This is a genomic window from Pseudobutyrivibrio sp. JW11 (assembly GCF_900115355.1).
In the GTDB taxonomy this organism is placed as follows: Bacteria; Bacillota; Clostridia; order Lachnospirales; family Lachnospiraceae; genus Pseudobutyrivibrio; species Pseudobutyrivibrio ruminis.
This window is the reverse complement of record NZ_FOWB01000003.1, coordinates 239,348-255,000: the sequence shown is the minus strand read 5'-3', so window position 1 is coordinate 255,000 and position 15,653 is coordinate 239,348. Positions and strand designations below refer to the sequence as shown.

The following is a 15,653-nucleotide window of genomic DNA, read 5'->3' as shown; positions in this document are numbered from 1 at the left end:
CCCCCTTTGTATTTATACCCAACAGAAATTATAAACCTATTTGGGCCTTTGCACAAATGTTAACTGTTCAGACCCTTTTCTATTATTAGACACTATGCATTTTTTACAAACTCAAATCCAAGCATAGTAAGGTCGTCAAATCTATAACAGCAAGCCAAACAGTAACAAACAACTCTACCTTATTACCTTCGCAAAGCTGCCTGAATTCCTTTGCATGATACATTTCGGAAGAACATTCGGAAGGATGCCGATTCAAATTGACATCCTTCCGAATGTTGTTTATACTGTAAGTAATAAAAGACGTAAAGGAGGAAGATTCATATGAAATCCTGTAAAGAAATGTCTGAGGTATGGGGAATATCAGAACGAAGAGTTTCGGCATTCTGCAAGGAGGGTTCGATTCCTGGTGCTGTTAAAGTTGGGAAACAATGGCAAATCCCCGATGAAGCTAAGCGACCTGCGGACAAACGCATAGTTACAGGTGAATATATCAAGTCAGGAACAGATACAGAGAAAAAGCCCCTTCCCGTTGGAATATCAGATTATATTCGTGCGCAGTCAGAATATTATTATGTGGACAAGACCCTTCTAATTAAGGAGTTTCTAGACCGCAAATCTTTTGTATCTTTGTTTACAAGACCAAGACGTTTCGGAAAGACTCTAAATATGGATATGCTTCGTGTTTTCTTTGAAATATCAGATGATGATACACGTAGATATTTTACAGATAAAGCTATTTGGCAGTGTGGAAATGAGTACAGAAAACATCAGGGAAAATATCCTGTGATTTTTCTGACATTTAAGGATGTTAAATACGATTCCTGGGAAGCAACTTTTACAAAGATTTCAGGATTGCTACAGGAAGAATTTGGTCGCCATTCCGAGCTAAAAAACAGCGATAAACTAGAAAGCTATGAGAAAGACTATTTTAAGAAAGTATTAAGTGGAAAGGCTGATGAGGTAGAACTTGCAGACTCGCTTCAAAAGCTTTCTAAAATGCTTGCAGCTCATTACGGAAAAGCCCCTATTATCATTATTGACGAGTACGATACTCCAATTCAGGAGGGATATTCGAAAGAATTTTATGATGAAATTATCGGATTCATGAGGAACTTCTTCTCCGGTGCATTCAAAGACAACAGTAATCTATCCTATGGCTTTTTGACTGGTATATTAAGAATAGCTCAGGAGAGCATTTTCAGCGGTTTGAATAACCTTACGGTTAATTCCGTCATGGACAATGAGTACGATGGATTCTTTGGCTTTACCGAATCCGAGGTAAGCCAAATGCTCGCTTATTATGGAGCATCCGACAAGAAAGACGAGATTCAAAGCTGGTACGATGGGTATCGCTTTGGAAATAAGGAAATTTATAACCCATGGTCAGTGATTAATTATCTCTCCAAAGGTTGCTTGCCTCAGGCATATTGGGTAAACACTGGGAAAAATGAAGTCCTTGAAGATGTACTGAAAGTAGCAACAAACGATATCACTGAGAAACTATATTCTCTTCTTCAAGGAGAAAGTGTTATAGCCAGAATCGATCAGAACGTAGTATACAGATCATTGGCCGATGATCCTGCAAATATTTATAGTCTACTTTTGGTCGCTGGTTACCTGAAAATACCCCAAAAGGAGCTTCAGGATGATGGCGCATGGCTGTGTCAGGTTTCTATTCCCAACCGTGAAATAGCAGCGGTATATAAAAGTGAGATACTCTCTCACCTTATGCAAATTGGCGCAATGAGAAGAGCTACTGCAAATAAAATTGCGGAGAGCCTATTTGCCCAAGATACAAAAAAGCTGCAAGAAGGAATAGAGGAATACTTAAAAAACAGTATCAGCTTCTACGATGCCGGTGCAGAAGGTTTTTATCATGGCCTTGTTCTAGGACTTATTGCTTTAATGGATAACCAGTACCGTATCAGGTCTAATAGAGAATCTGGCGAAGGTCGATATGATATCAGCATGTTCCCGAGAGAAAATAAATATCCAGGGATAATCATGGAATTAAAATGGGATAAGAATCTGAACGATAAGGAACTCACTGCTTTAACCTCAGAAGCTCTTAATCAAATAAATGAAAAGGATTACGACACCGAACTCCATGATATGGGTGTAAAGAATATCATTAAATTCGGAATTGCTTTCTCTGGAAAGAATGTAAAGATAAGAATGGAATAAGATATATAGCTTGTTAGCTCATTTATTACATTATGACTGCCCGCCAAAAGCATTTTTATTACACACTTTTGGAGGGCAGTCGCTGTTGTTTGTTCCTTATAGCAGGTTTTCCATATCATCCCAGTCAAATCTCTTTAGGGCTTTTCTTAGTTCTTTAATCTTCTTGTCATCCTCATCAGAAAGTTTATACTGGCGCACTTCAGAAAGCACCATTTCAGCTCCATCGAAATCCATCTGCTGTACAAGCTCTTTTAAAGCTTCGTATGCACCAGCCAATTCCTCTGGATTAATTGGTTCTTTCTCTTCACTATTTTGAGCTTCATCGGAAGCTTCCAATCCAGAAAGCAAGGTCTTGTATTTTCTGTAATCTGCCAGCAGCTTTTTTGTATTCTCATTAATGAAATCTAAATCGTTTTTCTTTCCTGCCTCCTCAAGCTGTTCAGCCAATGCAGATAACTCCATAGCTCCAACGATTCTTGCTGAGGTCTTAAGAGCATGTACCTTTACTGTGTACAGCTTGATATCTCCGGCATTATATGCTTCCTCGATAGCATCAGCATTTAAATCAATTGTGTCATAGTAATCTTTGATTGAAATAACATATACCGTTACACCGCCAGAATTTTTTATACTCTCATCAACATCCAAACCATCCACCTGTCTAATCCAAAGCATATCATCAGGTAATTCGGTTGGCTCGTTCTTTTCTAATTCCTCTGCTGGCTTTTGAATTATTTTATCTCCAAGATGCTTCATCAATGTAGCTTCCATCGCAAAGGAATCAATAGGTTTAGATAAATATCCAAGAAAACCATGAGACTTATAAAACTCATCTGCATCCGACATATTGTTTGCAGTCAAAGCATATACCGGTAAATCTGGATATTTTTCCTTGATAATGGCATTTGTTTCAATACCGTCCATTTCTGGCATCATATGATCCAAAAGAACAATGTCAAACTGTTTTTTCTCCAACAGTTCCAAACACTCCAATCCACTTGAAGCAGTTGTGATTTTTATTTGTGTTGCTCGAAGAAGTCCCTTAAAGACATTTAGGTTCATTGGACTGTCATCAACAACTAATAATTCGCCTTCTGGTGCAATAAACTGAGGTGCATAAAAGCCTGGAGGAGTAGTTTCCTCTCGCTCCTTAAATTCACCTATAGGAGTATTATCAATTACCTTTTGTCGGAAGGTAAAAATGAATTCAGAGCCCTCGCCATAAACACTTTCGCACCAAAGATTTCCGCCCATTAATTCGCTGAATCTACGTGAAATATCCAGTCCAAGTCCTGTGCCTTGAATTCCACTGTTTCGCTTTTCATCAAGTCTTTCATAAGCTGTAAACAGTTTATCTAAATCTTCTTCTTTCACGCCAATTCCAGTATCTTTAACAGAAATGCGTAAATCACAATATTCTTCTGCATCATCTGTAACTGCTACTTTAAGTGTAAATCCTCCTTTTTCTGTATATTTAACTGCATTCGTCAACAGGTTAAGTGTTATCTGTTTAATCTTTCCAAAATCACCATACAAAATACTAGGAATATTTTCATCCACTTCTACATCGAATGATAAATCCTTTTGTTCTGCACGAACTCGAATCATAGTGATTATGGCACGTAGTTGTTCTACTGGTTCATATTCCTGTTCCACTAAATGCATTTTTCCTGATTCTATTTTAGATATATCAAGAATCTCATTAATCAGGCCAAGCAATGATTCCGAGGCTGTACGAATATCCATCGCACTATTAATAACTGACATCAAGTACTCTCTAGGAACTCCTTCTGGGTTTTCCCTGAGAATTATTTCATCCATTCCCATAATTGTGTTAATAGGTGTACGAATCTCATGGGACATATTTGCAAGGAATCTGGATTTTGCAGAATTAGCTCGTTCCGCCTCATCCTTTGCTGCTGCAATTTCCATATATTGTCGCCGAATAACTGTCCAAGTCATTACACGCCACACTGCGACGCCCACAACTACTGCAAGCAAAACGACCAATAGCACCCTTACAGCTGTTCTCTCAAAGAAAACCGGTTCTTTAATAATTGCATAAGTATTATCCTGAATTATTTCTCCTGACGCCTCATCCAATAGCTGAATATGAAGCTTATAATTTCCATATCGAAGCCCTGTGTATTCCAGCGTGGTTAATTCGTCTCTGTATCCAATAAAGCCTTTGTCTGGATTGCCTTCCAAATAAACTCTTACCAACGGATTTACCATGGAATAATCAAGTACTGCCGGCCTTATTTGTATTCTTCCCATAACTGCTGGAACAGTATATGTACCATCTAAATCAGGTGAAATATACTGATCATCGCAGTAAACATCTGTTATTCCAGTTTTTATCCACAAATTTCCCTGGTAATAGTTATTGATATTAACAACACAAACACCATTCATTCCGGCAATATATAGGTTACCATCCTCATCTATATCACTATATTCCGGAACAATAGGTATACTGGTAAGTCCATTTGAAATAGTAAATAGTTTATACTTTTGTACATCATCACTTAGCATTTCAGATGCATCAACCCAGTAAACGCCATTTGATGCAAGTATCCATAGACCTCCATTTTTATCATAGAAAATATTGTCATTATTGTTATATGGAAAGGTTGATACCTCTTTTATATTCCCTTCCGTCATATATTCAATGGAATTTGATGTAATTATCCAATAAACATTTCTGCTGTCATCCCATTTGATTTTGTTTATAACGTCGCTTGTAAGTCCATCATCCTCGCCAAGCTTTGCTATTTCATCATCCTTAATTACATATATTCCATCACCATCTGTTGCTGCATATATCTCACCATCTCGTCCCACTTCAACATCGAGAAAAACCGTGTTTTTTATACCCGACGACTTATCTATTGTAGATACAACACTATAGTCTTTAATAATAGCTAAACCGCCATTTGTTCCAGCAATTATGCTTCCATCCTTCGCTTCTTCTACACATCTAATCTCATTACTCGGCATTCCATCATTCATAGTAAAGGATTCAAGGCTTCCATCTGATTTGTAGCAAACTAAACCATACTTATTTTCAAAGGTAGCAATCCAAAGATTATTACTACTGTCTTTGATTATGCACCTAATCTTTGCATTTCCCAGATACTCCGTTAAATCATTTTCTATAACTGTAGAAAAATTATCTATAATTCTAAGTCCAGCATTTGTGCCAATATACAGTGAATTATTATACACACATGTTGTATTTACAACCTCTTCACTTAACCCCACCTTAGAGGTAATGTTTGAAAAGCTATTGGCTACAAGCTTCATAACGCCCTGTCTTGAGGATGCAACCCAAATATTTCCCTGGTAATCAGAAGTTAGCATTTCTATTCCGCTCTCTACCGCAATATCATCTAACAGATGAAATATATTTTTTTCATCCAAATAGCCCAAAGCACTCTCAGAAGCCACCCATATTCTGTTACATGCTAATTCTATCCATTTAATTTTATCCAAAGGTGCTACAGATATTTCTTCCATATCATCTAGCTTCAGACCAAATTTACCATAATAGATTTTTCCAGAATTAACACCAATATATACTTTTTCTGAGCTTGATGGATCTGCATATATATTAGTAATGCTTTGTTCACCCAGCTCCTCCCCAGTATAGAATTCTGAGACACTACAATCCTTTAAAGAAAATACTGAACCATTTTTGGTATATCCATATACAGTACCATCTAAATCTGTTGATAAACGTAAAATTCTCTCAGTGTTTATTCTGCTATCATTAACTGTAAGTATTTGCCCTTTAGAATCTACATATGCTATTCCTTCAGTTGTACCTATGAATATATTTCCTTCTGCGTCTTCTGCGAATGTTCTTATCGAAGCAGAAGGTAAACCATCTTTTTTACTATAATGAGTTGGTTGCCTATATTCATCAAAATAGACTACACCATTATCGTTGGTTCCTATCCAAATACCGCCCTCAGAATCTTCAAATATTCCTCTTCCACTTGTTAGGCCCTCAGCAGAGGTAAAGCGCGCAAAGGTATTTCCATCGTAGCGCATAACTCCACTATATCCGCCTATCCAGATATATCCTTCCTTATCTGATAAAACGTAATTTGCCTCCGAAGTTGGAAGCCCATTAACAGCATCATACATCTGGGTGGAATACCCTACTTGCGTTAATTGCCCTGTAGCAGCAAAGCCTCCGCCCATCTGAACATTATCTTTTTCTGAATCTATTTCCTTTGCACATAAATAACTAGTAAAGAAGCAACCAAGTGAACATATTAAAGCAAAAGAAACTATTATTCCTGCTCTTTTACTCATCATAGTCATAATTAAAGTCTATTCCTTCGACATAAAATAAATCTTAAGCTTGTTTAATAATTCATCCTTTCCTATCGTTTTCAAAAAATAGCCTTCTGGTTTTAATGACACAACTGCCATAACACTCTCTTTATCATCTCGTCCTGTTAGAAACATTACCGGAATATCCTTTGTATCGTCGTCAGCTCTAAGCATTTCTAGAACCTGAGGACCATCAGTTACTGGCATTTCATAGTCAAGCAGAATCAAATCCACTTTGTTCGCTCCAAGCCATTTAATTGCTCTAAGCCCGGAAGTTGCCATAGAAACCCTGTAGGTATCTTTCAACCATTCTCGAACAAGATTCATGTAATTAGGATCATCGTCTACTACTAAAATGCTCTTTTTCAACTCGCCTGTTGAGGCCTTCTTTGTATACGTATTTACGATATTAATATAATTAGAATAATCTAGCGGCCTTGGTAGTATTTCAAAGATCAAATCCGATGGTATTCCCTTTGCTACATCATCTGTATCATTGGGTTCGCCAATGAGAATGATTTGTTTGTCATCATCCTCCATCTTATCTACAAGAAATGTTCTTATTTCATCATCGAGTCTTTCATCCTGTTCCATATAAAAGGTAACAAGCGAAATATCCTCCCAATAATCATTTATCTTTTCTACCGAAAGAGTTGTAAACTCAGCATCAATGCCAGCATCTGCCAGTTTCTTTAAAAGTACTCGAATAATAAATGATTCCTTTGAACCTAAAATTAAAATTTTGTCTTGCCCCATAAGTAAGTGTCCTCCATTTATTTACATATTGTTTAATAATTCTTCCATTTTGTCCCAGTCAAATGTTTTTAATGCTTTTTCTATATCTGCAAAAGCCTTTGCATCTTTTTCTTCAAGCTTATATTCATGTATCTGCTCCATTACCATTTCGATAGCATCATAATCCATTTGTGGAACAAGCTCTTTAATGGCATTGATTGCCTCATTTAATTCTTCTGGTGGTAATAAAGGTTTATTTTTGTCATCTTCTTTATATAATAATCCTGAAAATTTATCTTGGAATGATTTATATGCATCTAATAATTTATTATTGTTACTTAAAATATAATCAATATCTCCAGCTTTTCCTGCATCCTCAAGTTTTTTAGCCTGATTTGATAATTCCATGGCACCTATTATTCTGGCTGAACTCTTTAGTGCATGAACCTTTACTGTATAAAACTTAAGATCCTTTTCGTTAAATGCCTTTTGTATTACATCGATATTTCCTTCCAGAGTTTCCACAAACATTTTTAGAGCATTTATAAACCCTTCTGCTCCTCCGCTGAAACGTATGCCATCCTCTACTGATATTCCCTCTACCGAATTAATCCACTGATATTCCGTTGGTAATTCCATAGATTGAACCGGCATATCTGATGTATCAACATCCATAACCAAATTGCTAGGTAAAAACTCCCTAATAGTTTTTTCTAATGTTGCTCCATCTACTGGCTTTGGAAGATAGCTATCAAATCCATGGGATGTATAGAATTCATCTCCGTTGGAAATATAGTTTGCTGTAAGTGCTATAACTGGCAGTCTTTTATGTTTCTCACGAATTCTTTTTGCTGTCTCTAACCCATCCATACCAGGCATCATATGGTCTAAAAGAACAATATCGTAATTTGCCTCTTCTATTTTTTCCAAACACTCTTCACCCGACAAGGCGGTCACAATATACATCTTTGTTGCCGAAAGTAGCCCCTTTATAACTGATAAATTCATTGGATTATCATCAACAACAAGCACACTTACATCAGGAGCAATAAATCTTGGAATATAATTTCCCTTAGGTATTTCTTCCAGCTTCTCATCAAAATCTCCCAAAAGCTCGTTATCAATGACCTTCTGTGATATCTCAAAAGTAAATGTTGTCCCTTTACCATATTCACTTTCACAATCCAGTTTTCCATCCATCATGGTTGCAAAATGACGTGATATATCTAACCCCAAACCAGAACCTTGAATATTGCTATTTTTTACAACATCCATTAATTCAAAAGCCGAAAATAATCTTTCCTTTTCTTCGGTTTTCATTCCTATTCCAGTGTCAGTTATAATAAATGATATTTTGCAATCCTCCTGTTTGCGCTCCACCAGTTTTACAATGAATTGTATAGATCCTTCCTCTGTATTCTTTACAGCGTTTGTCAGCATATTAAAAACTATCTGCCTAATCTTGTTTACATCTCCAAAGACTTTTTGTGGAAGATTCTTATCAATGTCTACAATAAACTGTAAGTCCTTTTCCTCGCACTTTTTTCTTATATTGGTAATAATATTTCTTAAAAAGCTTTCCAAATCATATTCATGCTCATCCAACTTCATTTTTCCCGACTCAATCTGTGAAATATCTAAAATATCATTTACCAGACTGAGCAAGGATTCTGATGCAACATGTATTGATTTGGCAAATTCCGTTATATTCTGATAATACTTTCTAGGTACTTCAGTTGCGTCCTCCCTTAATATCATCTCATTCATTCCCATTATTGTATTAATAGGAGTACGTATTTCATGTGATATATTTGCCAAGAAACGAGATTTTGCCGTGTTTGCTTCTTCTGCTTTTTGCTTCGCTTCCTGTAGAGTATTGAGATTTTTAATCTCAAAGAAATACAAAAGCACAACCATTCCTACCATAGAAATATTTGTAAGTGATAGTCCATATGCAAATATTTGTATTATGGTAGCTATATATGGAAAGCCGACAAATAGTATTACTGGTATATATTCCGTTCTTAATAATGCCTTTTTGTACTTTAAAATCGTTATTAATTGAAGTGTCAATATTAACATTGGCATCAAATAGCAAAGTAAATAGCCATCTCCTCGTTGATAACGATTAGTTTCATCAAACGTGTAATAGAATCCTGTAAACTGTGAAATTATTAATAATACTAGCCCACATGAAAAAAAGACTTCGCAATATCTCAATGTGGTTGGAACACGATTTAGTTTATCTTTTCCTTTATATAAGTCTATCAGATACAAATTAAAAGAATGTGTTCCGCACAATGATAATAAAAAAACTGCAAAATTACTTATGCGAACCATCCAATAGCCAAGCTCACTAACATCGCCTCTGTATATATATGCCTCTCTATCAAACAGTAGCAATAGCATTGACACCACTTGCATATAGACAAGTGCACGTCTTCGTGAGGCGGACATAGTTTTTGTGAAGGAGGTCAATAATATGAGCACGCCACAAGCCCCACTCAAAAACAGCATCACACTTAATTGTATCTCTCTCAAAAAATTCATCACTTTAGTTTCCCCTGGTTACTTTCCATTACTATCTCATCTTTTATATGCTTTCGAATGGTCTTCTCTAAAGCTATTCCATCTATTGGTTTTGTTAAATACCCATTAAATCCATGTGATTCATAAAAATCATCTCCTTCTGCAACAAAATTTGCAGTAAAGGCATAGACCGGAAGCTCAGGATTTTGTTCTCTTATTTTTGAGATTGTTTCTATTCCATCCATTCCTGGCATAAGATGATCTAGGAATACAACATCATACTCTCCAAATTTAAGTTTTTCCAAGCATTCCTCACCAGATTCTGCGGTAGTAACGAAAACTTTTGTATCTCTCAATAACCCCTTTATAACTGTCAGGTTCATAGGATTGTCATCAACAACAAGCACTGAAGCATCTGGTGCAACGAAAGATGGCACATAAGGACCATTAACCACCAAAGCATCGTCTTCTTTAAAATCACCTATAGGAGTTGCATCAACAATTTCCTGCTCTACTATAAATGTAAATGTAGAGCCTGTTCCATACTCACTCTCGCAGGTTAATGTGCCATTCATTAACTCTGCAAACTGTTTTGAAATATCAAGTCCCAGTCCAGTACCTTGAATTCCATTATTTTTTTCTTCATCCAGTCTTTCAAAAGCCGAAAATATTTTATCCATATCCTCAGGCTTTACTCCAATACCAGTATCTTTTACTGCAAACTTTAGCTTACACTTTCCCATTGTCTGTTCCATCACAGCTACAGACAATGTAAAGCCTCCCTCATCTGTATATTTAACTGCATTTGTAAGCAGATTAAGAACTATCTGCTTTATCTTTCCAAAATCACCATATAGCTTGCATGGAATATTTTCATCAATATCCAAATCAAAGCTCAGACCTTTTTGGTCGCTTCTTACCCTAATCATTTTGGTCATGGAGCGTATTTGTTCGGCAGGCTTATACTCCTGCTCAATAAGATGCATTTTTCCTGACTCTATCTTAGAAAGATCCAAAATGTCATTTATCAAGCCTAACAGTGTTTCTGCTGAAGATCGAATATCCAATGCGTAATTAATTACAGACATAGAATACTTTTTGTCTACACCTTTAGCATCCTCTCTAAGAATCATTTCATCCATTCCAAGAATAGTGTTAATAGGCGTACGTATTTCATGCGACATATTGGCTAAGAAACGGGATTTCGCACTATTCGCTCTTTCTGCTTCTTCTTTGGCAGCCTGGATTTCTTTATACTGTCTTCGTATTATGGTATTTGTCATCAATCTCCATACAACTAGCGCCACCAAAAGAGCCACAAATATTAATAGTAAAATCTTTACAACCAGCAGCTCAAAAATATGTGGTTTCTTTTCTACGCTGTATGTGGAATCCTGATATATTGTTCCTGTAGCATCATCAATAATCTGTAAATGAAGAGTATACTCTCCATATGCCAAACCAGTATATTCAAGAGAATCTAATTCACTCTGAACAGCAGTAATACCCTCACTAGAATCTCCTTCGAGATATATCCTTACCATAGGATCAGACAAAGTATAATTCAAAATGGCAGCATTCATTTGAATTCTGCCTGCATCGGCAGGAATAATGTATTTACCATCTTCATCAGGAAGCACACTGATTCCATCATACGTAATGTCCTTTACCCTGATTTTTATTTCGCTGGTTTGTTTAAAATAATTGTTGATATTAACTAGATTAACTCCACTTCGTCCAGCTATATACAGATTTCCATTTTCATCTAAAACACTATACGCATTTCCTGTTGGTATACTAGTCAAGCCACTGGCAGTGTTGTACAATGAGTAGTCTACAATTGAATCATCAAGCATCATATCTGCTTCAACGCAGTATAATCCATATGAAGATAGAACCCAGTAATTATCATTATTATCCCAAAATATATCGAAGTTATTGTTATAAGGAAATGTCTTAACACAATATATTTCTCCATTTTTTATATACTCGATTGAGTTAGAAGTGATGACCCAATCAACATTTTTATTTTTATCAGGCTTTATTCTTAGAATGACATCAGATGTTAATCCCTCATCTCTTCCTATTTTATATAGCCCAATACCATCATATTCAAATATACCTGCGCCGTCGGTGCCAATGTATATGTTTCCGTTTATTCCCTCTGTTACAGACAGACAGACCTCATTTTCCAACCCATCATCTGCTGTTATTGTTTCTCTTACAAGTCCATTTTCAATAATCGCTACACCTTTATTTGTGCCAACTGCAATAGAACCATCTGTTAGCATAGAAGTGCAACGGATACCATTACTAATAAAACCATTATCCTCGTTGTACTGTGTTATCTGTCCATCCGCGCCGTAACAAATCAAACCAAATCCATTTGTGTATGTAGATATCCACAGATTTGAATGTTCATCCTCCATGAGGCAACGAATACGTGTGTCGATTAGTAAATTCGTCAGGTCATTTTCTACCACATGAAAATCACCATCTAAAATACGCAGACCTTTATCTGTTCCAATATAAATATTATCTTTATACAAGCAAGTGGAATTTACTACTTCTTGCTCAAGGCCCGCCAAATCTGTTATATTCTGGAAATTACTGGTGACCACCTCCGCAACACCTTGTCTTGCTGATGCCAGCCACAGATTGCCCTGATAATCAGCTGTTATAGTTTCAACAGTGCTATACAACGGACTGGTCTCAACTACATGGAATTCTTTGTCAGCATCCAAATATCCTAAAACATTGTCACTTGTTATCCATATTCGTCCACAGACATATGTAATATTAGATATCTTTGTTGTATCTGCTGATAAATCTATTGTCTCTAGATTTTTTAATCCATCTGAAATACTTCCATGATACAAAATTCCAGAATCGTCACCAAGGTAAATGCCATCTGCATTGTCTGGATCCATTCCAACAATAGATACTGTATTACTTATTATTTCCTGACTTGTCCAAAAGAAAACAACCCTATTGTTCTTAATGACAAATACATCTCCATCCCTTGTATTTCCTATGATTCTTCCTTGAGAATCTGCGTACAGGTAACTAATGTATTTATTAAGTAATTGGCTATCATCAATGTTGTATATATTAAAATCTGAATCAAAATAACAAATACCATTTGTTGTTCCTACATAAATCGAACCATTTTCATCCTCAGCAATAGAGCGGATTGTGGATGCAGGCAAACCATCCTTGTATGTATATTGTGTTCTTTTATCTTCCTCTATAACAACAATACCATTGTCATTTGTACCTACCCATATTCTTCCATTACTATCTTCGTATAAGGCTTTTGCACTGGTCAAACCATCTGAAGAGTCCTGTCTTTCAAATGTTGTGCCATCATATTTTATTACGCCGCCATAGCTTCCTATCCATATATAGCCATTGCTATCAGCAAGAACACAGTTTGCATCTGACGTAGGAAGTCCATTTGTAGCATCATAAAGCCTGACCGCATATCCTACTCCCTCCAACTGATTGGAAATAGCATAGCCTCCACCATTTTTTTCTAAATTTTCCGTAGCAGAAGAAACCTCGTCTACATCTTCTACATTTGATGCATATATGTAAGGCGATTCAAAAACATTTGTAGCCATAAATATAGTTGCTGCTATTCCAATGGCAAAATATTTCCTGCTGCTATTATGTTTCATGCACTAGGTCCCCCCGTAAATGCTTAAACTATAGTTATTCCTGATACTTCTTTAAGACTCTCCTAACTTCTTTTTCTGATTCAGCAAATACCTCAACACATTTAGGATCAAAGTGTGTTCCTGAGTCCTTTATAATAATACCCATAGCTTTTTCAAATGGCATTGGTTCCTTATAAACTCTTCTTGCTGTCAAAGCATCAAAGACATCTGCTACTGCCATTATTCTTGCTGAAAGAGGTATAACTTCCCCTTTTAATCCTTCTGGATATCCACTACCATCCCATTTTTCATGATGGTAAGCAGCCATGTTTCTTGCTTCTTTTAAATAGCTTTCACCCTTAACTGTACTTATTGCCTTCTCCATAATCTGCTTACCTGCTGTGGTATGAGTTTTCATAATCTCATATTCCTCATCTGTAAGCTTTCCTGGCTTATTTAACACAGCATCAGGTATATTTATTTTTCCTATATCATGCAAAGGTGCTGACATTTCCACATCTGCGATAAACTTTGGAGTGAGCTTTTTAGAATAATAGCCTTTCTTCTGAAGTCCCTCTAATATAATCTTTACATAATCTGCAGTTTTCAGAATATGATATCCTGTGTCCGAATCTCTATTTTCAACTAAATCCGCCATCGTAATGATAAGACCCGATTGCATTTGGTTGATAGCTTTTGCCTGCTGACGAACATCCTTCATTTTTTCCGCTGTGCTTTCCGTCATTTTGCAAAGCGCCTTATACAGATTTTCAATTTCATCTCCAGTGTGGATATCTAATGCTTTTATTCTTCGTACATTTTCTTCCAGCGCAGCCTGATTGTCATTTTCCGTCATAAAATCACTTGTATAGGCAGCCATACTGTTTATTGGATAAACTAAATGATATCTGGATAGCCACATACCATAAGCCAGTATTAGTAAGAAAAATCCTGAGAATATCAAAAATGTTTTTATAATATAATCCTTCAGATAGCCTGAAAGATATTTTATTTGTACATCTGCTGCAACATAACAAACAGTGTTTCCCTCAGCATCTTTTACCGGGTAATATTTAGTGATTATCCACCCTGATATATCATCTGATTCTACTGGCTCAATTTCCTTGCCAGCAAATAAATCATCCATATAAGGCTCAAAGGCTTCTTCAAATGGAATCATATCTCCATTGTCATATGGCTCTACCTCCTCGGTAGCCAAATCAAACACCACCTGACAGCCATCTTTTTTCATTCTGATTACATAAAGATACTCTACGCCCTCAAAATTGGCCCTGATGTCATACAAAGCATTTTCTGTTTCTATGTAATCACTTAATTCATGTCCTTTGATAACATAAGCATCAATTCTATCTGGATTAATCACCTTTGCCGCCATTTTAACGGCGCCTGTTGCATTGGCGATGTAACGCTCTCTAACATCAGAATAGAATAGCTGCACGCTAATTACACTCATTATCACAGACATAGTTATTGCTGCAGTAATGAGCATACTCGATACTCTTTTTTGTAGTTTAGCACTATTCTTTTTTGAGGCTATTTTCATCCTCTTCATATCTATAGCTGATAAAGGACGCTGTTGCCAACCAATGTCCCAAATCTCATCAAGATTTTTCTGTGGAACTAATCTAAGGACCCCAAAAACAATTCCTGCAGATAAGCCTTTATCTATTAGGTTTAGAATTATGTTAACTGCAAAAAAGCAAACATATACATTGATAGAATATCTAGTTGAAATATATTCACTGACATGTGATACCTCGGCATATTGTGGATGATGTAACAACAAAAGCTGCACACCTGCTCCCAATCCCCCTGCAATTAACGCCAGAATCAGAAGATATTCTGCAACACGAGTTTTCTTTTTTAAATAATTACGATGAGTATAAATAGATGTAACAATTGCCATAAGAACACTTAGGATAGCGTAGTATATCGCAAGAGGATTATATATGCAGCAAACAAGATTTGTTGCAACTGCCACTAAAATACCTGGCAGCATGCCGCATACCGCTGCTGTTGCAATCGTTCCAATAGAATCCAAATACATTGGCAGCCCCATTTTATACATCAGGAATGAAAGCAAAAAATTAACAGTAACGCCGCCAATCATTGTTATGAAATTCAAAAAAACATTTTTATCAAATTTTTTCATCACTCAAAACCCCTTAATAACACCCTATG

Annotated in this window: 6 protein-coding genes; 1 reads left to right on the top strand and 5 read right to left on the bottom strand. The window is 36.3% G+C overall.

Annotation, left to right across the window (positions count from 1 at the left end):
• Positions 1-321 precede the first annotated feature (321 nt).
• Positions 322-2,184: an AAA family ATPase gene (locus tag BM102_RS05010; RefSeq protein WP_090479518.1), complete on the top strand. Its 1,863-nt coding sequence runs from the start codon at positions 322-324 to the stop codon at positions 2,182-2,184.
• A 96-nt stretch (positions 2,185-2,280) separates the two neighbouring features.
• Here the strand turns inward: BM102_RS05010 and BM102_RS05005 are convergent, their stop codons facing one another.
• The 5 genes from BM102_RS05005 to BM102_RS04985 all read right to left on the bottom strand — a co-directional run bounded on the left by BM102_RS05005 (position 2,281) and on the right by BM102_RS04985 (position 15,624).
• Complete coding sequence (locus BM102_RS05005; RefSeq protein WP_090479515.1) at positions 2,281-6,516, bottom strand: hybrid sensor histidine kinase/response regulator; 4,236 nt, start codon at positions 6,514-6,516, stop codon at positions 2,281-2,283.
• Between the two features lie 9 nt (positions 6,517-6,525).
• Complete coding sequence (locus tag BM102_RS05000; RefSeq protein WP_090479512.1) at positions 6,526-7,284, bottom strand: response regulator; 759 nt, start codon at positions 7,282-7,284, stop codon at positions 6,526-6,528.
• Between the two features lie 21 nt (positions 7,285-7,305).
• On the bottom strand, positions 7,306-9,672 hold the full coding sequence (locus tag BM102_RS04995) for a response regulator (protein ID WP_177194906.1): 2,367 nt from the start codon (positions 9,670-9,672) through the stop codon (positions 7,306-7,308).
• A 140-nt stretch (positions 9,673-9,812) separates the two neighbouring features.
• On the bottom strand, positions 9,813-13,472 hold the full coding sequence (locus BM102_RS04990) for a hybrid sensor histidine kinase/response regulator (protein WP_090479506.1): 3,660 nt from the start codon (positions 13,470-13,472) through the stop codon (positions 9,813-9,815).
• Positions 13,473-13,506: 34 nt separating this feature from the next.
• Positions 13,507-15,624: an HD domain-containing phosphohydrolase gene (locus BM102_RS04985; RefSeq protein ID WP_090479503.1), complete on the bottom strand. Its 2,118-nt coding sequence runs from the start codon at positions 15,622-15,624 to the stop codon at positions 13,507-13,509.
• Between the last annotated feature and the right edge of the window lie 29 nt (positions 15,625-15,653).